Consider the following 21,421-nt stretch of genomic DNA (forward strand, 5'->3'; position numbering starts at 1 on the left):
CCACGAAGGACGGCGCTACTGGTACGCGCCTATGGACAACTGCAACAGGATCTTCATTTCCTCGCGCAGGCTCAGCGGCGCGATCACTTCCGCATCGGGACCGTACTTGAGCACGTCCATCAGCAGTTCCTTGGAATTGCTGTAGGGCACCTTGAGTTCGTAGCGGCCGTCGCTGAGGAAACTGCCCTGCTGCTGCGAATGCCAGTGCTCGTCGGCCACCCAGCGCGCCGCGTGCGGCGAGAAGCGCAGCGTGGCCCAGGCCTTGGGCGGGCCGGAGAAGATGCCGTAGCTCGCGGCCAGATGCTGGTTCAATTCGGCGTCGTCGCGGTCGATGGCGGCGGCGTCGAGCATCTGCGGCGCGCTGATGCGGTCCACCGCGAAGCTGCGCAGGCCTTCGCGCTCGTGGTCCCAGGCGTCCAGGTACCAGTTGTCGCGGTAGTGGGCCAGGCGCTGCGGCGAAACCAGGCGTTCGGTGGTGGAGCCGGTGGAACGCGCCTTGTAGCTGAACTTGAGCTGGCGCCGCGCCATCACCGCGCCGGCCACCACGCGGAAACTGATCTGGTCCAGCTTGCGCATGCCGCTGGCGATCACGCGGATGCGCTCCACCGGCAGGCGCGCGCCGCTGGCGTGATCCGAGAGCAGGCTTTGCATGCGCTTCTCGAACGGCGCCAGCGCATCGGCCAGTATGCCCGGCCCGCTGCGTGCGACCAGCTCGTTCAGCGCAAGCAGGGCCGAGAGTTCATCGCTGGTCAGCCACAGGCCGGGCAGTTCGAAGCGCTCGGCCTCGGCCGCGTCGTAGCGGAACGCGGCCTGGTCGCCCTCGCCGCTTTCGATGGGCGCGCCCAGCGCATCGCGCAGGAAGGCGATATCGCGGTACAAGGTGGCGCGGGAACACCCCAGTTCGTCCTTGAGGCGCTGCAGGCTGACCGGATAACGCGCGGTCTTCAGCAGGCGGTGCAGGCTCAGAATGCGTTCGTATCGGTCCATATCCCGATTGTGGCGGCAGGCCGGTGACAGACGCTAGTGGTAAGCGCGGGAGGCAAAGCATGCCGGACGGCCGTCTCAGCGGCCGCGACCGGGAAACCCCGCCGCGGCGCGGCGCGCGAACCTGCGCCCTGCGCCGCCGGTCGACCGGATCGCCGCGCTCGCCCGCTGTCGTCCGGCGCCGCCGGAATCCGTATTAGCATGCCGCCGCCCCTGAACCCGGAGACCGCCATGTCCCTGCCCCAGTCCCTGCTGGCGCTAGCCCTGGCCCTGTGCGCCGGCACTATCGCCGCCGCGCCCAAGGACGACCTGCACCAGGCCTACAGCCGCTTCCTCGCCGCCCGGAGCTTCCGCGCCAGCGTCACCGACGTGAACAAAGGCCAGCAACTGTCCAAACTGCAATTTGTCGCCCCGGACCGCTACCACATCGAAAACGGCCAGGGCCAGATGGAGCAGATCCTGATTGGCGCGGATGCCTACACCCTGGTCGACGGCCGCCGCCTCAAGCTGCCCATGCCCATCCAGGTCGAGCGCATCGTCGGCCAGTATCGCAACCGCGACACGCTGGACCAGCTCGCCAACGGCCTGGAAGTGACCGACCTGGGCAGCGAGACCGTCGACGGCATCGCCACCCGCGTCTATACCTACCGCGTGACCCAACCGTCCAAGGCCGACGTCAAGGTCTGGATAGACAGCGCCAGCGGCCTGCCGCTGCAGCTGGAATCCTCCGGCAGCTTCCTGCGGGTGAAATCGACCACGCGCATCCGCTACTACGACTACGACGATCCCGGCATACGCATAGAAGCGCCGCAGTAAACCGCACGGACGCAAAGCCGCAAAAGCGCAAAGAAGGGAAAATCGCGAAGGCGGGCCGCTGCGCCGCGCACGGGCGCAACGTCAAGTCGGCTATGCTGCGGCCATGCCCGCCCCTTCCGTACACCTGAGCCTGGACGCCGTCATCGTCGCCGTGACGGCCGAAGCGCCGCGCGTGCTGACCGTGCGCGGCGACAGCGGCGACGATGCCCTGCCCTCCGGCCCGCTGGACCTGGAAACCCACCAGACCCTGGAACGCGGCGTGCGCGACTGGGTCGCCCAGCAGACCGGCCTGGCCCTGGGCTACGTGGAGCAGTTGTATACCTTTGGCGACCGCTTCCGCGATCCGCGCGAACGCGCCGGCGGCGCCCGGGTCGTGTCCATGACCTATCTCGCCCTGGTGCGCGAACAGGCCCTGCCGGCGGAGTTGAGCGCGCACTGGCGCGACTGCTACGCCTTCCTGCCCTGGGAAGACTGGCGCGGCGGCCGGCCCGCACTGATCGCGCGCGAGCTGGCGCCTCGCCTGCACGCCTGGGCCGGCGCCGACGCGCGCAAGCACGAGCGCGTCGACCTCACCTTCGGCCTGGACACTGCGCCCTGGGATCCGGAACGCACGCTGGAACGCTACGAACTGCTGTGGGAAGCCGGCCTGGTCGCCGAAGCCAGCCGCGACCGCGACCAGAGCGCCGCCTCCGCCCCCGGCAGCGGCAGCGCGCTGGCCCTGGACCACCGCCGCATCCTGGCCACCGCGCTGGGCCGCCTGCGCGGCAAGCTGAAATACCGTCCGGTGGTGTTTGAACTGCTGCCGCCGGAGTTCACCTTGCTGCAATTGCAACAAGTGGTCGAGGCACTGAGCGGCAACCTGCTGCACAAGCAGAACTTCCGCCGCCTGGTGGAAAGCGCCGGCCTGGTCGAAGGCACCGGCCGCCTGGCCACCGGCACCGGCGGGCGTCCCGCGGAGCTTTTCCGCTTCCGCCGCGAAGTGTTCCGCGAACGGCCCGATCCCGGCGTGTATTTCCCCGGCGCGTGGTGGAGCCGCTGAGGCAGCGGCATTCGTGCGGTTGCGCGAACGCCGCCGAGGCTCAGCCGGAAAACTGCGCAGCTGCGCGCTAGCGGATCGTCAGCAGATAAATGCCCATGTCTCCGGTGCTCTGCGTGGTGTTGCCGATGTTGCATACGCGCACCTGCACCGTATCGGCGGCGACCACGCGCAGCGGCTGTATCAGCATGTTCGGCGGCAATGCGGCGCTGCTCTGCAGATTGAACAGCAGCAGATCATTCAGCTGCGCACCGGGAATGCTGAGGTTGTAGTCATTGCAGTCGTTCGCGCCCACGGTAAAGGCGACCGCACCGTTGCTGTAGCCGCCGGCCATCTTGCTGCGGGTGATACTGTCGCTGGCGATCTTCGACGTATCCACCGCGCCGCCGGCGATCTTGTCGCTGGTAACCGCGGCATTGGCCAGGTCGCTGTTGCCGACGGCGCCGCTGGCGATTTTCGACGAGGAAACCGAATCCGCCGCGAGCTTGGAATTGGTCACGGCGGCGAAAGCAATCGCGGCATTGTCGACCGAACCTGCCGCCAGCCCGGGATTGGGATACGTGCCGGCCAGCGCGCCGCCGGCCGGCCCGCTGATGCTGCCGCTCAAGCTGTACTGCGCCACCGGTGCCGTAGCGACGGCCTGGCGCGGCAGCAGCGGCGTACCTTCGACGCTGACCTGCAGATACAGCTGCGTACCGGTGAATGCGCCGGGAAAGCTCAGCGAAACGCTGAAAATGCCGTCGGCCACGGGAAAATCCGCCTCGTTCACCGTGGCCCCCACCTGGCTGCCGCCGCTGGGCTGGTCGTACAGCGCAAACGCGAGGTCGAAATTGCCGTTGGCCGGCGCGCCGTTCTGCTGCAACCGTCCCTGATAGGTGAAATCCGGCAATTGTGGAGAAGGCTGCGCAACGGCCGCAGCGGCACAGACCAGGCCGGACGCAAGCACCAGGCAGCGCAGCAGCGCGCGAAAAGACCGCTGTTCGTTCATCACGTGCACTCCTCGAAACCCGCGGAAAACACACTGTCGCGCTGCTGGCTGCCAGGCCCCGCCCAATAGCCCGCCCGCAACGTGAACCCGCCGCCGCTGGCCGCGCCCGCGGCCGGCTCGCCGATGCTGCCCTCCAGCACCCGGCAGCCGCCCGGCGAACGGCTGACGCCGCCGCCGGCGGCGATGAGATGGCTGCTGATCTGCTGAGCCAGGGCCGGGGCCGCCAGCACGGCGAACGCGAGCAGAAGAAATCCGAATCGCGGTGGACGCGGATGCCGCCGCCGACATGTCGATGCGTTGCGCATGGAAAGCCTCCCCGTGCCGAGACGATGTCACCAGGGCAAACGTGCGCAAGCGACCGAACGAACATTGACTATCCGCAACCGTGACGACCTGCACAAAAAACCCCGTTACGGCAGGCAGAAACGTGGAAAATCACGACCAGGGGCCAAGCGGGCAATCCGCATCGAACGACGCTTTGCACGAGCGCGGATCAGCTCGTCATCCAGCGCCGCGCTTCGCTGCTTCCGCCGAGGGCAGACAACAATCCGGCTGCACATTCACACCGTGTCAGCTGTGCCGGCCGTTGACGGTTTTATACGCCCGCCATGGCGCTCATCGTCTCCAATGCAAAGCCTTCGTCGATCCAGCCCGTGATACCACCCGCCATCACCTTCACCGGCCGCCCCAGCTGCGCCAGCCGCAGCGCCGCGCGTGCGGCACCGTTGCAGTGCGGACCGGCGCAGTAGGTGACGAACAGCGTTGCCGCCGGCCATTGCGCCATCTTCGACGCGATGATCTTGCCGTGCGGCAAGCTGATCGCGCCGGGCACATGGCCCCGGGCATACAGCGCCGGGCTGCGCACATCCAGCAGCACGAAGCCGGGATCGGGCTGCTGCAGTGCTTCGTGCGTGTCCCAGCAGTCGGTCTCGTAGGCGAACAGGCGCTCGAAATGCGCCAGGGCGTCGGCGGCAGCGGCGGCGGGAACGGCGGTGACGTTGTTGCGCATGGGCGGTCTCCAATGGCGATGGACCGATTGTGCGCGGCGCCGCCGCGGCGGAGAATTGGCGGCAATGCCAAGATCCGATCAAATCCCGCCAAAGCCCGACCGCCGCGTCGCCGTGCTGGTGTACGACGGCCTGTGCCTGTTCGAATTTTCCTCGGCCGCCGAAGTATTCGGCCTGGAGCGGCCGGAAGCGGGCAAGGACTGGTACCGCTTCGGCACGGTATCGACGAACGGCAAATCCGTGCGCACGCAGTACGGCGGCAGGCTCGAACCCGACGCCGGCCTCGGCGCGCTGCGCCGTGCCGGCACCATCGTCATTCCGGGCTGGAGCGGCATCGACGTACCGGTGCCGCAGGAACTGGTCGGCGCCCTGCGCGCCGCCCATCGCCGCGGCGCACGGCTGTTGTCGATCTGCTCCGGCGCCTTCGTGCTCGCCGCCACCGGCCTGCTCGACGGCCGGCGCGCGACCACGCACTGGCGCTATGCCGAGGTCTTCCGCCGCCGTCATCCGCAGATCGCACTGGACCCGGACGTGCTCTATGTCGACAACGGACAGCTGCTGACCTCCGCCGGCAGCGCGGCGGGGCTGGACCTCTGCCTGCACCTGGTGCGCCGCGATTTCGGCAGCGCGATGGCCAACGCCGTCGCGCGCCGGCTGGTGATTGCGCCGCATCGCGAAGGCGGCCAGGCGCAGTTCGTGCCGCAGCCTGTAGCGCAGCAAAAGAAGGATGCGCTGTCGCCGCTGCTCGACCGCCTGCGGCGTACGCTCGATCGCCCGCACACCGTCGCCGGACTTGCCGCCAGCGTCGCCATGAGCGAACGCAGCTTACTGCGCCGTTTCCATGCCGCCACCGGTACCTCGCCCGCCGCCTGGCTCACCGAAGCGCGCCTGCAGCATGCCCGCGACCTGCTCGAACGCACGGCGCTCAGCGTGGAACAGGTCGCCGAACGCAGCGGCTTCGGCACGGCCATGACGCTGCGGCATCATTTCCGGCGGAAGCTCGGGACCAGTCCGCTGGCTTATCGGCGCCGGTTCGGCGCAAGGGCGCCGAAGCGACGGAAATCCTGAAATCCGCGGACTGCCCAGTGCGCGGCGAGAACAACCCAACCCCGATCAAACCGGTTGACACGGCGTGCACGGCAGCTGGGCTATCCCTGTTCCCCATCTCCGCTTTTCCGGATAACGCCATGCACCGCCACCTCTTCACCGCCGTCGCATTGCTGCTTTCCGCCGGCGCCGGCAGCGCGGAACCGCCCTCGACCAGTGCATCCGACACCCCGCTGGCGACCGGCTTCCCCAACATTCCCGCCGATGCCCGCCGCGTCGCCGAGCGCCTGGCCGCCTGCAATCACTTCGCCGGCGAGATCAACGGCGACGGCGGCGAGCGCGACAAGGAAGTCGGCGTCAGCATGACCGGACTGGGCTGCGCCACCATCGAGAAGGACGTCGCCGCAATACGGCGCAAGTACGCGGCGGATCCGACGGTGGAAGAAGCGTTGAAGCAGGCGGAGGAGCAGTAGCTGCTGCCTGCCGGACCGCGCGCAAGCTGGCGGTGCGCCGACCTTCGCAACGGCAATCCCGGCTATCTGCCGCGGGGATTCCGAAGCCAGTACAGGCAGTGCGTGCAGTAATCAACATCCTGCAGCGGCAGGCGATTCCAGCTGCCCGCCGGAGGCTTGCCGCAATTCGGGCATCGCAGATGCGCGGCGTAGCCGTAGCGGATCGTGACGGCCGCGGCCAGCACCAGCAGCGCCAGCGCCGGAAGATAAGGAACTGGCGGCAGAACGCCCGCGGCGGCCGGCGCAACGACAAGCGCCGTCACGACACCCAGGATGATCCAGCGCCGCTTGCGCGATTTTCGAAGCCCGGCCACGCCCTGTTCCCAGGCATCCACGACAGAAGGATCGAATTTGCTTTCCATAGGTGTCTCCTGCTATCGGACCGGCCGATACATCGCCGTCCTGTCACAGCGGCCGCCGCCGTCGGAGAAGGGACGTCATCGGCGACCGCTCCTGTCTTCCCTCACGCGCCTGCGGGCGGCGTGATCTCCACCTTGACATCGTATTCGTAGTCGATCTGCGTGACGGTGGTGGTCGCTCCCATCGTGAGCGTGTCGATACGTTGCAGCGGCCGCTTGCGCGCGGTGTCGAGCACCAGCGTGGTTTCGCTCTGGCCCGACAGCTGCAGCACTTTCACCGCGCGACCGTCGCGCATTTCGCTGCGCACGGCGGTGATGATGGCATCGCCTATGGGAGAAAGCCCTGCCAGGGCGGCGCTGCCGTCGTCATCGGGCATGGCCGTCCAGGCCGTACCGTCCGCGCTGGTCCAGACCTTGGATCCGCTGCGCAGGAATACGACCTTGGCGGCGCCGGTCTCGAACGTGGTACGGCTGTGCGTGGCGTCGGCGTATTCGACGATCTGGCGGGTGGTGCCGCCATCGGCCTGTCCGCCGCGGGTGCTGGAACTCAGGGTGGAGCGGTAGTTCTTCGTCTTCTGCAGACCGGCCCAGGCCTGTTCGAATTCCTGCACCAGCGCCTTGCGCTCCGCGGCGCCGACGCCGTCGCCGGCCTTGCTGTTCTGTGCATCGGCCTGGCTGTGTGCGGCCATGCCGGCGAAGTCGGCGGCCAGGGCCACCTCGGCGCGCACGAACGAGCCGCGATTCCTGCCGCCGGGGTTCGGCTTCGGCTGCCACAGATAGGCCGAGGAATAGGTGGGCACATCATCGAAAGTCAGCAGTGCGTCGGTAGTGCGCGCGGCAAAGGCTTCATCTTCCACCGTGCACACGACCGGCCCCTGTTCGCCCATATGGTGGCAGGTGAGGCTGTTCCTGCCTTCGGGCAAAGTGATGACGCCGGCGATGGGCATGGTGGCCAGATCTTTGCCGGAAATCTGATAGCGATTGCAGGGCGCGCCTTCCTTGCGGCCGAACATCACGCCCATCATCCAGCGCTTGCCGGCCTTATCGACGATGACCTTGGCCACGTCCTGCAAGCCGTCGCCGTCGAAATCGCCCCTGGCTTGCCAGGGCGTTTCGCTGCCGGTGTACTTGCGCCAGGCGGCCCAGCCGGTACTGGCGTAATCGGCAGCGGTGGCATCGCGCCAGAGTTCCGCTTCGGTGGTCAGCGAGATGCAGGCATCCTTGTCGGGATTGGCCAGCAGCTTGCCCAGGCGCTCGGCACCGGAGGGTTCGGCGGCCAGGACCGGGGCCGCAAGAAGAGCCAGCAGCGGCAGTGCGAACGTGACCTTCATACTCGCTCCTTGAGTGGTGGGCGGCTTATCGTACGCGAGCGCAAGCCGGTTGCCGAATCAGCCGGGGCCCTGGTGCAGCTGGCGGCGATCCTGGAGACAATCGAGGCGGGTCCTGCGACGGCGGAGCCAGCGCGCAAGCCCACATCGCGCGACTGATGTTCAGCCCGTGCCGATCGAAGTACGACGATTATCTGGATGTCAGTCCTGCGGCGAATGCGCGGCACCGGGGCAACGGAATGTCCGGTTCAGCGCCGCAATGCAGATCCGCCGGTCTTCCGGCGGCAGCGGCGTCAGTCGGCCTATTCGACACTAGCGGTCAAGGAGCATGGGCCACTGCGCCAACCGGCCGCAGGCTTTTGCAGAGACCAGGCCCCTCGCTCCTTGCGCCGGCCGCTCTTGGGTTCACTCGTCCGCCTCGGCCTTGCTCAGAATGTCCGATACCACCGTCCATTGGTGGCCTTCGTCCAGCGTCGCCGTCAGTGCGTAGACGTTGGGCGGGAAGCTGACCGGAAAGGTAGGCAAGGCCGCCGGATCGACCACTTCGCTCTGCGTCAGGTTGCCGAAAGCGAGCCGGTAGTCCGGGCGCGGTGTGAAGCGGTACATCATGTTCGGCTGGGCGGACATGACCGCGCTGGGCTTGCCGGCCATGCCGATGCCGACGGCAACCGCGTCTACAGGCACGGTGTTGTCGGCGCGGATCATGAGAGTGCCAGTGGGCGTGCCGCTCTGGGGCTTGCCGAAGAAAAACGTGCGGTTGGGCGCGTCGTAGGAAAAGTCGATCTGATTGTTGTCGTTCGGGCTGGCCGGCACGACCTGGGAAACGTCGAGTATCACGCCGGGCGAAACCTGACCTGTGCCGGCCCAGACGAAGCAGTAATCCGTATCGTCCCAGGTAAAGCGTACCTGGGTGCCGGGATAGGCGTACTTGGCCAGCCAGATCACGCTGTCGCCCTGCAGCAGGGCAAGCGCAGTCGGCGCAGTGGAATTGTTGACGAGGGTGATCTGGCGTTGGGTCATGGCTTTTCCCCTTTTGACGTAGGCGGCGTGTTGGCGCGTGAGCGGCCGCGGCGCGGCAGCGCTACGTAACGCTAGCGCTGAAACGGCGGCGCGGGCATCACGGGCATGCCAGCAAGCCGGTCCATTGAATACGTTGGAGGGAGATGGCTGCCGGCGCGTACGGCCACGGTGCAGCAGGACGACAGGGAATCGGCACAGGCATTCATCCGCTGCCTCAGCGCTATCCACCTGCCCCGGATTGGCGCAAAGGCGGCCGCGCCGGTGCGGCGCGGAACTTCCTGCCGCCCGGGCCGTCAATCTCCGCCGCACCGTCATGCCGGACAATCAATGAACCCGCGCTCGAAGACCGGAGTTTTGCTGTGTTCTTTTCTGGCGACGATGCTGCCGGCGGCGCCCGCCTCGGCCAATGTGATTTTCCCCGCGTTCGCAGCGCCTTATCTGGCACCGGTAATAGCACCCTGGCTGATTGCCGCCGTCCTCGCCATCGAGACGGCGGTGCTGCTCTACCGCGAACGCCATCTCCAGCTCGGCGGAGCGTTCTTCCTGACCCTACTGACAAACGTCGTGTCCTGGATCGCGGGCATGCTGCTCGCCGCGACGGTGTTTCCTTCGGGGATTGTCCATGACCCGGTGCGGCCGGGCCCGCAGTTCGGGATGTTGCTCTGGTTCGCCTTTCCCGCGGCGCTGGTGCTGAGCATCTTGATCGAGGCGGCCGTGCTCAAGCTGTTCGCGCGCTGGCTGGGCCTTCGCACACCGCTGCAGACCATGCTGATCGCCAATGCCGCCAGCTACCTGCCGGTGGCGCTAGTGTTGCTGGTTCCTGGCCTCCGCTAGCGGAAGCCGCCGCGGCGGACGCACAGCGCGGGGCTGCGCGTCCTGACATCGCCGGGCACAGCCCCGTTCAACGCCACCGCGCCAGCGCCGCCTGTCCGTAGCGCGGATGCACGACACGCCGCCGCGCCAGATCGGGCTCGCCGGTCTTGCCGTCCAGCGGAAACACGGTCAGGTGGCGCGGCTGCACCGTCACCGTCATGCCCGCCTGCAGCGAACGGCGCTGGGCTTCCTCGCCGCCGAGTTCGGCTTCCAGCGTCTGCCCCAGCCCGGGCACGTCCAGTTCCAGGTGGGCGACGCTGCCGGACAGGTATACATGGCGCAATGTCGCCTTCCAGCCGTTTTCCAGCGGCGTCGTGCTCAGGGCCAGGTGTTCGGGACGGACATAGGCGACGGCGCTGCCGTCGGCCAGCCCTTCCAGCGCATCGGCTTCGAAGCGCTGGTCGCCGGCCTGCAGCCGCGCACCGTGGATACGCACCGGGACCTTGTTGGACTTGCCGATGAACTCGAACACGAACGGCGTCGCCGGCTGCTGGTAGATCTCGTCCGGCGTGCCGACCTGTTCGATGCGGCCGCGGTTCATCACGACGACACGGTCGGCGAGTTCCAGAGCTTCTTCCTGGTCATGGGTGACGAAGACCGTGGTCAGGCCCATCTCTTCGTGCAGATGGCGCAGCCAGCGGCGCAGGGCGACGCGGACCTGCGCATCCAGCGCGCCGAACGGCTCGTCCAGCAGCAGCAGGCTGGGTTCGATGGCGAGCGCGCGGGCCAGCGCCACGCGCTGGCGCTGGCCGCCGGAGAGCTGCGCGGGATAGCGCGCAGCCATGCCGTCCAGCTGCACGCGCTTGAGCAGCTTGTCCACGCGCTCGGCGATCTCGGCCTTGCTCGGGCGGCGCGCGCGCGGGCGCACGCGCAGGCCGAAGGCGACGTTCTCGAACACGGTCATGTGGCGGAACAGGGCGTAGTGCTGGAATACAAGACCGACGCCGCGGTCGCGCGCGCTGACTTGCAGCAGATCGCGGCCGTCCTGCAGCAGGTCGCCGGAGTCGGGGAAATCCAGCCCGGCGAGAATACGCAGCAAGGTGGTCTTGCCCGAACCCGAAGGGCCGAGCAAGGCGACGAATTCGCCCGGCGCGATGCTCAGGCTGACATCGTCAAGGGCGCGGAAATCGGCGAAGCGGCGGGCCAGTCGATTGATGGTGATGGTCATGTCAGTGTCCGCGCGGCGCCTTGGCGGCCAGTTCCGAGCCGTAGCGCCATTCCAGGAAGGTTTTCAGGCCCAGCGTAATCAGGGCCAGGAAGGCCAGCAGCGAGGCGACCGCAAACGCGCCGGCATAGTTGTAGTCGTTGTAGAGGATTTCCACATGCAGCGGCAGCGTGTTGGTCAGGCCGCGGATATGGCCGGACACCACCGACACCGCGCCGAACTCGCCCATCGCGCGCGCATTGCACAGCAGTACGCCGTAGAGCAGCGCCCATTTGATATTGGGCAGGGTCACGCGGAAGAAGATCTGCCAGCCGCCGGCGCCGAGCACCCGGGCGGCTTCTTCCTCGTCGCTGCCTTGCGACTGCATCAGCGGAATCAGCTCACGCGCGACGAAGGGCAAGGTGACGAAGATCGTGGCCAGTACCAGGCCGGGCACGGCGAAGATCAGCTTGATGTCGTGTTCCAGCAGCCACGGCCCGAACCAGCCCTGGGCGCCGAACAGCAGCACGTAGATGAGGCCGGATACCACCGGCGAGACCGAGAACGGCAGGTCGATCAGCGCGCCAAGCAGGGCTTTTCCGCGGAACGCGAAGCGCGTCATGGCCCAGGCCGCAGCCACGCCGAACACCGTGTTGAGCGGCACGGCGATGGCCGCGACGAGCAAGGTGAGTTTGATCGCCGCGATGGCCTCGGGATGGACCAGGGCCGCGGTATACGTGCCCAGGCCCTTGCGCAGGGCCTCGACGAACACCGCGGCCAGCGGCAGCAGCAGGAACAGCAGCAGGAAGCCCAGCGCCGCGGCGATCAGCAGCAGCGGCACCAGGCGGCCGGCGCCGGGACGGGAACGGGTCAGGCTTAGCACGGCGTCCATGTCAGCGCTCCGCCCAGCGCCGGCTCCAGCGCTGCAGCAGGCCTATGGCCAGCAGCAGGACGAAGGACAACGCCAGCATGATGACGCCGACGGCAGCCGCGTCGGCATATTTGAATTGTTCCAGTTGTTTCACGATCACCAGCGGCAGGATTTCCGATTTCATGGGGATATTGCCGGCGATGAAAATGACCGAACCGTATTCGCCCACCGCCCGCGCCAGCGCCAGTGCAAAGCCGGTCAGCAGCGCCGGCAGCAGCAGCGGGAACAGCACGCGGAGGAAGGTCTGCAGGCGCGTGGCGCCGAGGCTGGTGGCGGCTTCCTCGATATCGCGGTCCAGCGATTCCAGCACCGGCTGCAGCGTGCGCACCACGAACGGAAAACCGACGAAGATCATCGCGATCAGCACACCCAGCGGCGTGAACGCCACCTTGATCCCCAGCGGCACCAGCCATTCGCCGATCCAGCCCTTGGGTGCGTACAGCGCCGTCAGCGCGATGCCGGCGACGGCGGTGGGCAGGGCGAACGGCAGGTCGACCAGGGCATCGAACAGGCGCCGTCCCGGGAAGGAATAGCGCACCAGCACCCAGGCCACCAGCAGGCCGGCGGCGGCATTGATCAGCGCAGACACCAGCGCCGCGCCGAAGGAAAGCTTGAGCGCCGCCAGTACCGGCGGCGCACTCAGCGTATTCCACAAGCCGGCCAGGCCTATGCCCGATGCCTTGACCGCGAGCGCGGCCAGCGGCAGCAGCACGAGCAGCCCGAGATACGTCAGCACATAGCCCAGGCTGAGGCCGAAACCCGGCAGTACACGGCGCGCCATGGCGGCCTTACTTGCCTACGCCGAGCTGGTCGAACACACCGCCATCGGCGAAATGCGTGGCCTGGGCTTTCTTCCAGCCGCCGAATTCCGCGTCGATGGTGAACGTGTTCACTTTGGTAAAAACGCTGGCGTACTTGGCCGCGGCGGCCGCGTCGTACGGACGGTAGTAGTGGCGGCCGGCGATGTCCTGGGCGGCCGGGCTGTAGAGGAACTTGAGATAGGCCTCGGCCACGGCGCGGGTGCCGCGGCGGTCGACCACCTTGTCGACCACGGCCACCGGCGGCTCGGCCAGAATGGAGAGCGACGGCACCACGATCTCGAACTCGTCCTTGCCCAGTTCCTGGCGGGCGAGCAGGGCTTCGTTTTCCCAGGCCAGCAGCACATCGCCTATGCCGCGCTGGACGAAGGTGGTGGTGGAACCGCGCGCACCGGTATCGAGCACGGGCACGTTCTTGAACAGGGCAGCGACGAATTCCTTGGCCTTGGCTTCATTGCCGCCGGGCTGCTTGAGCGCATAGCCCCAGGCGGCCAGGTAGTTCCAGCGCGCGCCGCCGGAAGTCTTGGGATTGGGCGTAATCACCTCGACGCCGGGCTTGATCAGGTCGTTCCAGTCCTTGATGCCCTTGGGATTGCCCTTGCGCACCAGGAACACGATGGTGGAGGTGTACGGCGTCGAGTTGTGCGGCAGGCGCTTCTGCCAGTCGGGAGCGATCAGGCCTTTCTCGGCGACGGCGTCGATGTCGTAGGCCAGCGCCAGGGTGACCACGTCGGCCTCCAGGCCGTCGATCACCGAGCGCGCCTGCTTGCCCGAACCGCCGTGGGAGGCGTTGATGGTGACGGTCTCGCCCTTGTCGGCCTTCCATTGCGCGGCGAAGGCGGCATTGACGTCCTTGTACAGCTCCCGGGTGGGATCGTAGGAGACATTGAGCAGGCTGGGATCGGCGGCCTGGGCGGCAATCGCCCCGAGCCACAGCAGGGAACCGAGCAGCGTCTGACGCAAGGTGATGAACATGGCAGTGGTACCGGCGGGGAAGTTGAAGGCAGCCTAAACCGGGTGCGGTTAAGCCGGAATTGACACCCTGTTATCACCTTATGCCATGAGTGCTGTTGCAAGGCGGCGCACGCCGGCCGGGCGCAACCCCGCGCGGCGGAGCGCGCCGTTGCAGCTCTCCGACGGCAGCCCGCCGGCGCAGGGGAAACACCATGACAAGCGCAGTCCTCACCCAAGGTTTCCAATGGAAACGCAGCTCCGCCATCAGCGTGACGCTGGCCCTGCACGGGCTGGCCCTGATCGCGATACTGGCGCCTCCGGCCTATGTGGCCGTGGAGCGGGCCGCGCCGGCGCCGGTGCTGGCGGTGACGGTCAAGAAGGAGGAACCGCCGCCCCCGCCGCCGCCGAAGGACCTGGAAGTGGTGAAGTTCAAGCCCAAGGCCGCGGTGCGGCCGCAACCGGTACCGCGGCCGGCGCCGGTGCAGCCGGTAATCACCCAGGAAACCACGCCCATGTCCACGCCGGCGATCGACACGCCGCCGGAACCCGGCCCGGTCGAGGCCGCACCGGTGGAACCCGCACTCGGCGTGCTAGCCTACCGCTCCCGTACCACGGTGCCCTATCCGCGGGAATCGACCCGGGCCAAGGAAGAAGGCACCGTGATCCTGCGCGTGCTGGTCGGCGTGGACGGCGTGCCGCAGGAAATCGAGATTGCGCGCTCGTCCGGCTACGCCCGGCTGGACCGGCAGGCCAAGAACAGCGTGATGAAATGGCGCTTTGAACCCGGCACCCGCAACGGCCAGCCCATCGCCGCCTACGGCCTGGTGCCGGTCGCGTTCAAGCTGACCGAGCTGTGACAGCACCGGGGGCGCGGCGGGGAGCCGCGCCCCCGGCTTTTCGCCCTGTTCCCGCGGGCGCGCCATTAGCGCATTCCGGCATGCTGCCGCAGCACTCCTGCACTTGAATTGCTGCATCGCGAATGCCGAAGATGGGCCATGCGCACCTTCATTCCTGCTCTCGCCCTATTCAGCCTGCTCGCCGCTTCCGCCCCGGGATGGACAGCGACCTTGCAGGTCACCACCACCAGCGACAGTGTCGCCAACGACGGCGCCTGCAGCCTGCGCGAGGCCATCACGGCGGCAAACAACCAGGCCGCCTCGGGCGCGGCCGCCGGCGAATGCGGCGCCGGCGTGCCGGCGCCGTACGATGAGATCCTGCTGCCCGCCGGCAGCTTCCGCCTGGAGCGCACCGGTGCCGCCGACGACACCAATGCCAACGGCGATCTGGACGTCCGCCGCGGCGGCCTGCACATCGTCGGCGCCGGCGCGGACCTGAGCGAGATCCGCGGCGACCGCAACGAGCGTGTCTTCGACATCGGCGCCGGCCTGGCCGCACCCGCCGGCCCCGCCGTGACGCTGCGCGGCCTGACCATCCGCAACGGCCGCGCCGACAGCGGCGGCGGCATCCGCAGCGCCGCGGGCTGGCCTGTCCAGATCGACGCCTGCACCATCGCCAACAATTCCGCCGATACGGCGGGCGGCATAGACGCCGCCGGCCCGCTGGGGCTGACCTTAAGCACGCTGCACGCAAACTCGGCCACCGCGCCCACCGGCCCCGGCGGCGGCGGCCTGCGCTATACCGGCACCACGCCGGCCCAGCTGCGCAACGTCAGCTTCGAGGCCAACGACAGCCTGACCGACGCCGGCGCCGCGCTGTTCGTCGGCCCGGCCCAGCTCAACAACGTCACCGTCGCCGGCAACAGCAGCGACAGCGATTTCAACGACAGCGGCAGCGGCGCCGTGGTGGCGCAGGGCGTTGTGGAAATATCCAATACGCTACTCGCCACCAACATCGATTTCAGCATCGTCGTCGGTGGCAGCGTCAGCCCGGACTGCGTCGGCGGCTCCAGCCAGCTCGTCTCGCGCGGCCACAACTTCATCGGCAACCCCGGCGCGGGCTGCCTGCCGACGCCGCAGCCCGGCGACCAGATCGGCACCCCGACCCAGCCGCTCAACCCGCGGCTGCTGCCGCCCGGCCCCAACGGCGGCACCACCGAGACGCAGATGCCGGCGGCAGACAGCCCCGCCGTGGACGCAGGCGCGCCGGCAGTTTCCGACTATCCCTGCGAAGCAACCGACCAGCGCGGCAGGCCGCGGCCGCTGGGCCCGCGCTGCGATATCGGCGCGGTGGAATCGGACGACCGGATTTTCGCGGACGGGTTCGAGCTGCCGCTGTGATCTGGGGGGATTCGGGATTCGGGATTCGGGATTCGGGATTCGGGATTCGGGATTCGGGATTCGGGATTCGGGATTCGGGATTCGGGATTCGGGATTCGGGATTCGGGATTCGCAGGGAGTGTGCGGCGGAATCCGGAGTTTCCGGCAAGTGAAATTTGCCGGGTTTCTTCGAGAAAAAGCGGAAAGCTCCCTCTCCCCCAAGCTTGCTTGGGGGAGAGGGCTGGGTGAGGGGGGCAGCGACCAACGCGCCTCGCCATTTGGATTTCCGCCAAAATCTTCAACACACAGAGAACACCGCAAAAACCGGAATTCTTCGCAAACTGAAACGTCACCCCCTCGCCCCCTCACCCCCAGGCGCGTTCCGCGCTTGGGAGAGGGCTCAAGCAAGGACATCGCTGCGCTGAAAAAGCCCGGCGCCGACTCTCACTCCCAACCCTCACCCCTGCGGCCTGCGCCGCGAAGACAGCGCGCCGCCGTCATCGTCCCAATACCCGAACCAGCGCCGCGCGATGTACTTGTACAGGCGCTTCCCGGTTGCCTTCCAGGTGCGCGCCAGCCAGGAGCGCCGCTTGAGCAGGCGCCATTCCACCGGCGTCAGCGCCTGCGGGCAATAGGTACGCTTGTGCTTGAGCAGATGGCGCAGGTCTTCCCGTGCCAGCATGCGGAACCATCCGCCGCGGCGCCGGCTGATCCAGCAGATCTGCAGATCCAGCACGGCCGGCGAGCCGTCGGCGCGGACCAGCCAGTTCGGCTCCTTGGCCAGGTCGTTGTGGGCCAGGCCGCGGGCACGCAGAGCCTTGACCAGGCGGTGGGCGGCGCGGTACCAGCGTGGATCGCGCGGTTGCGCCACCTGCATGGGCGCACCGGCGATGTAACTGCGCTCCAGCACCCGGCCGTCCCAGCGGCGCAGCTGCGGCACGCCATCCAGGCCCTGCAGCCGCTGCAGGCCGCGCGCCTCGTGCGCGGCGGCCCAGCGCGCCAGGCCGCGCAGCAGCCAGTGGGCGCTGCGGGTGTCGCGGCGCACGAAAATCTCCGCGCCGTCTTGTACGCGCTCGATATGACCAAACGTATCGGCCTTGAGCAGTTCGCGGGTTTCCGTCGGACTATCCTTCATCGGCGCAGCGTAGCATGCGCCTGCAACGCGGCCCGGCCGCCCAGGAATCCGCCCCATGACGATTGCGCTGTACCTGCTCGCCGCCGTATTGATCGTGGTCGGCCTGCTGGGCACGGTATTGCCGGCCCTGCCCGGCATCCCGCTGATGTTCGTGGGCATGGTGATCGCGGCCTGGGCGGATAATTTCGTCCACGTCGGGCCCATCACCCTGGGCATACTCGGCGTAATCTGCGCCTTGGCCATCGCCGCCGACGTGATCGCCAGCCTGCTCGGGGCCAAGCGCGTGGGCGCCAGCCGCTGGGCCCTGGTCGGGGCTGCCATCGGCACGCTGGCCGGTTTCTTCTTCGGCCTGCCCGGGCTGGTCCTCGGCCCCTTCGTCGGCGCCCTGGCCGGTGAACTGATCGCCGGCGGCACCCTGCGCCGCGCCGCCCATGTGGGCCTGGGCACGTGGCTGGGGCTGCTGTTCGGCACCCTGGTCAAGGTGGCGCTGGCCTTCATGATGATCGGCATTTTCCTGTTCAAGCTGTTCCTGCCGGTGGGCTGAGGCGGTTCGCGCCGCACCGGCACCGAATCGCCTGCGATGCCTGTCTGCCGCACCGCTGGCAAAGCTCGTGCGGCTTCGTATATTTCCTCCGCGCGCTCGCGACCTCCGGCACATACCCTGCGCCGGCCCGGCCGCGAAACTGCCCCCTTGCCCCTGGAGAACTACCGCATGAAACGCCTGCGCTGCCTTGCCGCCGCCTGCCTGCTCGCCCTCGCCCTGCCCGCCGCCGCCGCCAAGAACGACTGGGTCGCGCGCAGCAACGACTACGCCAAGCCGGCGCTGAAGGCGCTGGCCGACGCCGCGCCGGAACTCGCCAGCAGCCTGGGCCTGCCCGGCTACGACGGCGGCGTGCTCGATCTGAAGGCCAACAACGCCGAACGCTTCCGCAGCGCCCTGGCCGCGGCCAAGACCCAGCTGGAAAAGCGCCGCGCCGGTGAAAAGGATGCTCGCCTGCAGCAGGACCTGGACATCATGATCGCGGCCATGCAGCAGCAGATCGAATCCAGCCAGATCAATGAAAAATACCTTTTGCCCTATGTGGACGTGGGCCAGACCACGTTCCAGGGCCTGTTCGCCCTGCTGCAGGACGACGTGCCGGCCAAGCGCCGCGCCGCCGCGCTGACCCGCCTCAAGCGCTACGCCGGCCTGGAATCGGGCTACGAGCCGCTGACCGAGCTGGCCAAGCAGCGCTACAACGAACAGGCGGGCAAGCCCGGCCTGCTCGGCCCGGTCAAGGCCCAGGTGGAGCGCGCGCTGGCCAGCACGCCGCAGTACGTGAAGGGTCTGCGCGATCTCTACGCCAAGTACAAGATCAAGGGCGCGGACAAGGCGCTGGACGCGCTGGAAGCCCAGCTCAAGGACTACGACGAGTGGCAGCGCAGCACCGTGCTGCCGAATGCACGCGAGGACTTCCGCCTGCCGGCGGAGCTGTATGCGGACAATCTGCGCAATGTCGGCCTGGATATCCCGCCGGAAGCGCTGATCCAGAAGGCGCGCCTGTCCTATGCGGAAATCCGCAACGAGATGCAGACCATCGCCAGCCAGATCGCCGCCCAGCGCCAGCTGCCGGACAACGACTACCGCGCCGTCATCAAGCACCTCAAGCAGGAACAGATCCCGGCCGACCAGGTCGAGTCCACCTATCACGAGGTGATCGGCAAACTGGAAGACGTGATCCGCAAGGAACGCATCGTCACCCTGCCCAAGCGGCCCATGCTGATGCGCGTGGCCTCGGCCGCGGAAACCGCGGCGCAGCCGGCGCCGCACATGGATCCACCGCCGCTGATCGGCAACAAGGGCGAGCGCGGCACCTTCGTGCTGACCGCCGGCAATGTCGCCGGCGACGCGGCCGAACGCTATGACGACTTCAGCCACAAGGGTTCCACCTGGACCCTGACCGCGCACGAAGGCCGTCCCGGCCATGAGCTGCAGTTCACCGCCATGGTCGAGCGCGGCGTGTCGCTGGCGCGCACGGTGTTCGCGTTCAACAGTGTCAATGTGGAAGGCTGGGCGCTGTACGCCGAAGCCGAGGCCAAGCCCTACGAACCGCTGGAAGGCCAGCTGTTCGCGCTGCAGGCGCGGCTGCAGCGCGCGGCGCGGGCGATACTCGACCCCATGCTGAACCTGGGCCAGATCAGCAAGGAGCGCGCACACCAGGTGCTGACCGACGAAGTCGGCCTGTCCAATGCCATGGCGACGCAGGAAGTGGACCGCTACACCTTCCGCGCGCCGGGCCAGGCAACCAGCTATTTCTACGGCTATACGCGCCTGATGGAACTGCGTGCCAAGACCGAGATCGCCCTGGGCGCCAAGTTCGACCGGCTGGCCTTCAACGATTTCGTCATCGGCCAGGGGCTGCTGCCGCCGGATCTGCTGGAGAAGGCGGTGGAGGAAGAATTCATTCCTGCGCGCCGCAAGTGAAAGTTCCACGGAAGAAGCCGGCGCGAGCCGGCTTCTTCGTCTGTGTGGCGGAAGCGCTGCCCGGCGTCAGCCGTTCGGCAGCAACAGGATCTTGCCGCTGCGTTCGCCTGCCGCGGCCGCAGCGACGGCTTCCTTGATCCGGTCCAGCGGATAGGTCGCCTGCACCGGCGCACGCAGGGTGCCGCTGGCGATCAGTTTGCCGATCTCGCCGAACACTTCGGCACGGCGCTTCGCATCGGCCGTCTTGAACCATTGCGACAGCCAGAAGCCACGCAGGGTGATGTCGCGGAAAACGAACGAGGCCGGCGAGATCTGGCAGGGTTCGCCGCTCATGGCGCCGTAATTGATCAGGGTGGCGCCGGGGGCGAGGCAACGCGCCAGGTTATCGGTGGCGGCGCCGCCGACGGCGTCGATGCCGAGCCTGATCGCGGCCGAGCCAGTGGCTTCGGCGACGCGCTTGGCCAGTTTTTCGCCGTCGACCAGCACGATCTCGCCGCCGGCCGCGCGCACGGATTCCACCGCCGCTTCGCGCCGCACGATGTTCACGCAGTTGAGGCCGCGCGCCTTGGCAATACCGATCAGATAGCTGCCCACGCCGGAATTGGCCGCGTTCTGGATGACCCAGTCGCCGGGCTGCAGATTGACGAATTCGCTCAGCATCAACAGCGCGGTCGGCGGATTGATCGCAAGCATGGCCAGCTGCTGCACGTCCACGCCGTCGGGCAGCGGCACCAGTGTCGCCGCCGTGGCCAGCAGATGCGTGCGCCAGGTGCCGCTGCCCACCGGCAGCAGCACGGTGCGGCCGCGCCACTGCGCGTCCACGCCGGAACCGAGTTCGACCACGCGCCCGACGCCTTCATTGCCGCCGATGGCCGGCAGCGGCGGCAGCTGGCCGTATTCGCCGGTCAGGGTCAGCACGTCGGAGGGATTGATCGGCGCCGCCAGCACCTCGATCAGCACCTGGCCTTCCGCCGGCGGCGGCAGGTTCATTTCCACGGTGCTGATGACGTCCTGCGGCACCGGGCCGCGGCTGGCGTATTCGGCCTTCTTCATGGGCTGTCTCCGCAAACAGGGATGCACGCCGGCTCAGAGGATGTCGGCCGGCACCACATAAAACAGGATGGAAAAGAAATGCAGGATGCTGCCGAGCAGCACGAAGCCGTGCCAGATGGCATGGCTGAACGGCAGACGCCGCCACAGGTAGAACGGCACGCCCAGGGTATACGCCGCGCCGCCGAGGAACAGCAGCCACAGGCCGCCGCTGGGCACCTTTTCCAGCAGCGGCCCCAGCGCGGCCAGCGCGCTCCAGCCCATGCCGATGTACAGCGCCACGGCGGCGCCGCGGAAACGCTTGAGCGGCGACAGCTCGCAGACTATGCCCAGCACGGCCAGCCCCCAGACCACGCCGAACAGCAGCCAGCCATAGGCGCCGTGCAGGCTGATCAAGGTGTAAGGCGTATACGTGCCGGCGATCAGCAGATAGATCGCGATATGGTCCAGCGCCCGCAGGGTGGGCTTGGCCACTTCGTTGGGAATGCCGTGGTAGAGCGTGGACGCGGTGTACAGCAGCACCAGGGTGGCGCCGAACACGGCGACGCTGCTCACATGCCAGGCATTGCCGTCCAGCGCTGCAAACGCGACCAGCACGGCCAGGCCGGCGATGCTGAGCACGATGCCGACGCCGTGGATGGCGCTGGAGATGATTTCCTCAAGCAGCGGGTAGCGCGGTCCTGCGGCGGGATGCGCCATGGCGGCGTCCTCTGGAATGGCGCAAACGGTGCGGCGACCT

At 67.8% G+C, this 21,421-nt stretch carries 22 protein-coding genes and 1 pseudogene; 9 read left to right on the plus strand and 14 right to left on the minus strand.

Annotated elements, in window-relative coordinates:
• Positions 1-15: 15 nt before the first annotated feature.
• The gene (locus NM961_RS19460; protein WP_255916081.1) at positions 16-987 is read right to left on the minus strand and encodes a helix-turn-helix transcriptional regulator; all 972 of its coding nucleotides are present in this window, start codon (positions 985-987) and stop codon (positions 16-18) included.
• A 228-nt stretch (positions 988-1,215) separates the two neighbouring features.
• Between NM961_RS19460 and NM961_RS19465 the strand changes: the two genes are divergently transcribed.
• Together NM961_RS19465 and NM961_RS19470 are read left to right on the plus strand one after the other, a co-directional pair.
• Positions 1,216-1,800 carry a hypothetical protein gene (locus NM961_RS19465; RefSeq protein ID WP_255916082.1) on the plus strand — a complete coding sequence of 195 codons (585 nt, stop codon included), beginning with the start codon at positions 1,216-1,218 and terminating at the stop codon, positions 1,798-1,800.
• 103 nt (positions 1,801-1,903) lie between these two features.
• On the plus strand, positions 1,904-2,839 hold the full coding sequence (locus NM961_RS19470; RefSeq protein ID WP_255916083.1) for an NUDIX hydrolase: 936 nt from the start codon (positions 1,904-1,906) through the stop codon (positions 2,837-2,839).
• Positions 2,840-3,491: 652 nt separating this feature from the next.
• Here NM961_RS19470 and NM961_RS24410 read toward each other — a convergent pair.
• The 3 genes and pseudogenes from NM961_RS24410 to NM961_RS19485 form a co-directional block, all read right to left on the minus strand.
• Positions 3,492-3,824: pseudogene (locus NM961_RS24410) on the minus strand (DUF8740 domain-containing protein); the annotation flags it as partial.
• The gene (locus tag NM961_RS19480) at positions 3,824-4,129 is read right to left on the minus strand and encodes a hypothetical protein (RefSeq protein WP_255916085.1); all 306 of its coding nucleotides are present in this window, start codon (positions 4,127-4,129) and stop codon (positions 3,824-3,826) included. The gene NM961_RS19480 and the pseudogene NM961_RS24410, both read right to left, overlap by 1 nt.
• A 290-nt stretch (positions 4,130-4,419) precedes the next feature.
• On the minus strand, positions 4,420-4,833 hold the full coding sequence (locus tag NM961_RS19485) for a rhodanese-like domain-containing protein (protein ID WP_255916086.1): 414 nt from the start codon (positions 4,831-4,833) through the stop codon (positions 4,420-4,422).
• A gap of 64 nt (positions 4,834-4,897) precedes the next feature.
• Here NM961_RS19485 and ftrA point away from each other — a divergent pair, with 64 nt between their 5' ends.
• Together ftrA and NM961_RS19495 are read left to right on the plus strand one after the other, a co-directional pair.
• A complete protein-coding gene (ftrA, locus tag NM961_RS19490) occupies positions 4,898-5,899 on the plus strand; it encodes a transcriptional regulator FtrA (RefSeq protein ID WP_255916087.1) in 1,002 nt (333 codons plus the stop codon).
• A 119-nt stretch (positions 5,900-6,018) separates the two neighbouring features.
• Positions 6,019-6,351: a hypothetical protein gene (locus tag NM961_RS19495; protein ID WP_255916088.1), complete on the plus strand. Its 333-nt coding sequence runs from the start codon at positions 6,019-6,021 to the stop codon at positions 6,349-6,351.
• Between the two features lie 62 nt (positions 6,352-6,413).
• Here the strand turns inward: NM961_RS19495 and NM961_RS19500 are convergent, their stop codons facing one another.
• From NM961_RS19500 to NM961_RS19510, 3 genes are all read right to left on the minus strand, one after another.
• A complete protein-coding gene (locus NM961_RS19500; RefSeq protein ID WP_255916089.1) occupies positions 6,414-6,752 on the minus strand; it encodes a hypothetical protein in 339 nt (112 codons plus the stop codon).
• A 101-nt stretch (positions 6,753-6,853) separates the two neighbouring features.
• Positions 6,854-8,080, minus strand: a complete 1,227-nt coding sequence (locus tag NM961_RS19505) for a hypothetical protein (RefSeq protein ID WP_255916090.1) — start codon at positions 8,078-8,080, stop codon at positions 6,854-6,856.
• A 402-nt stretch (positions 8,081-8,482) separates the two neighbouring features.
• Positions 8,483-9,097 (minus strand): RhiA family protein, encoded by a 615-nt coding sequence (locus NM961_RS19510; RefSeq protein ID WP_255916091.1) that lies wholly within the window; start codon positions 9,095-9,097, stop codon positions 8,483-8,485.
• Between the two features lie 327 nt (positions 9,098-9,424).
• Here NM961_RS19510 and NM961_RS19515 point away from each other — a divergent pair, with 327 nt between their 5' ends.
• A complete protein-coding gene (locus NM961_RS19515) occupies positions 9,425-9,931 on the plus strand; it encodes a hypothetical protein (RefSeq protein WP_255916092.1) in 507 nt (168 codons plus the stop codon).
• A gap of 67 nt (positions 9,932-9,998) precedes the next feature.
• On the opposite strand, the gene NM961_RS19520 is transcribed toward NM961_RS19515, so the two are convergent.
• Genes NM961_RS19520 through NM961_RS19535 form a run of 4 tightly spaced genes read right to left on the minus strand, consistent with a single transcriptional unit; the run spans position 9,999 to position 13,838 of the window.
• On the minus strand, positions 9,999-11,138 hold the full coding sequence (locus tag NM961_RS19520; RefSeq protein ID WP_255916093.1) for a sulfate/molybdate ABC transporter ATP-binding protein: 1,140 nt from the start codon (positions 11,136-11,138) through the stop codon (positions 9,999-10,001).
• 1 nt (position 11,139) lies between these two features.
• Entirely contained in the window at positions 11,140-12,006 is an 867-nt protein-coding gene (gene cysW, locus NM961_RS19525; RefSeq protein ID WP_255916094.1) for a sulfate ABC transporter permease subunit CysW, read from the minus strand.
• 1 nt (position 12,007) lies between these two features.
• Entirely contained in the window at positions 12,008-12,826 is an 819-nt protein-coding gene (gene cysT / locus NM961_RS19530) for a sulfate ABC transporter permease subunit CysT (RefSeq protein WP_255916095.1), read from the minus strand.
• Between the two features lie 7 nt (positions 12,827-12,833).
• Positions 12,834-13,838 (minus strand): sulfate ABC transporter substrate-binding protein, encoded by a 1,005-nt coding sequence (locus NM961_RS19535; protein ID WP_255916096.1) that lies wholly within the window; start codon positions 13,836-13,838, stop codon positions 12,834-12,836.
• 191 nt (positions 13,839-14,029) lie between these two features.
• Between NM961_RS19535 and NM961_RS19540 the strand changes: the two genes are divergently transcribed.
• Entirely contained in the window at positions 14,030-14,674 is a 645-nt protein-coding gene (locus NM961_RS19540) for an energy transducer TonB (protein ID WP_255916097.1), read from the plus strand.
• Between the two features lie 138 nt (positions 14,675-14,812).
• Positions 14,813-16,054: a CSLREA domain-containing protein gene (locus tag NM961_RS19545; RefSeq protein WP_255916098.1), complete on the plus strand. Its 1,242-nt coding sequence runs from the start codon at positions 14,813-14,815 to the stop codon at positions 16,052-16,054.
• A gap of 436 nt (positions 16,055-16,490) precedes the next feature.
• Here NM961_RS19545 and NM961_RS19550 read toward each other — a convergent pair whose 3' ends face one another.
• On the minus strand, positions 16,491-17,168 hold the full coding sequence (locus NM961_RS19550; RefSeq protein ID WP_255916099.1) for a protein kinase family protein: 678 nt from the start codon (positions 17,166-17,168) through the stop codon (positions 16,491-16,493).
• A gap of 55 nt (positions 17,169-17,223) precedes the next feature.
• Here NM961_RS19550 and NM961_RS19555 point away from each other — a divergent pair, with 55 nt between their 5' ends.
• Both NM961_RS19555 and NM961_RS19560 read left to right on the plus strand, forming a co-directional pair.
• The gene (locus NM961_RS19555) at positions 17,224-17,712 is read left to right on the plus strand and encodes a DUF456 domain-containing protein (protein WP_255916100.1); all 489 of its coding nucleotides are present in this window, start codon (positions 17,224-17,226) and stop codon (positions 17,710-17,712) included.
• A gap of 168 nt (positions 17,713-17,880) precedes the next feature.
• Complete coding sequence (locus tag NM961_RS19560; RefSeq protein WP_255916101.1) at positions 17,881-19,632, plus strand: DUF885 domain-containing protein; 1,752 nt, start codon at positions 17,881-17,883, stop codon at positions 19,630-19,632.
• A gap of 66 nt (positions 19,633-19,698) precedes the next feature.
• On the opposite strand, the gene NM961_RS19565 is transcribed toward NM961_RS19560, so the two are convergent.
• Positions 19,699-20,685, minus strand: a complete 987-nt coding sequence (locus NM961_RS19565) for a zinc-dependent alcohol dehydrogenase family protein (protein ID WP_255916102.1) — start codon at positions 20,683-20,685, stop codon at positions 19,699-19,701.
• Positions 20,686-20,718: 33 nt separating this feature from the next.
• Complete coding sequence (gene trhA, locus NM961_RS19570) at positions 20,719-21,381, minus strand: PAQR family membrane homeostasis protein TrhA (protein WP_255916103.1); 663 nt, start codon at positions 21,379-21,381, stop codon at positions 20,719-20,721.
• Positions 21,382-21,421: the final 40 nt, after the last annotated feature.

The organism is Tahibacter harae (assembly GCF_024437735.1).
GTDB classification, from domain to species: Bacteria; Pseudomonadota; Gammaproteobacteria; order Xanthomonadales; family Rhodanobacteraceae; genus Tahibacter; species Tahibacter harae.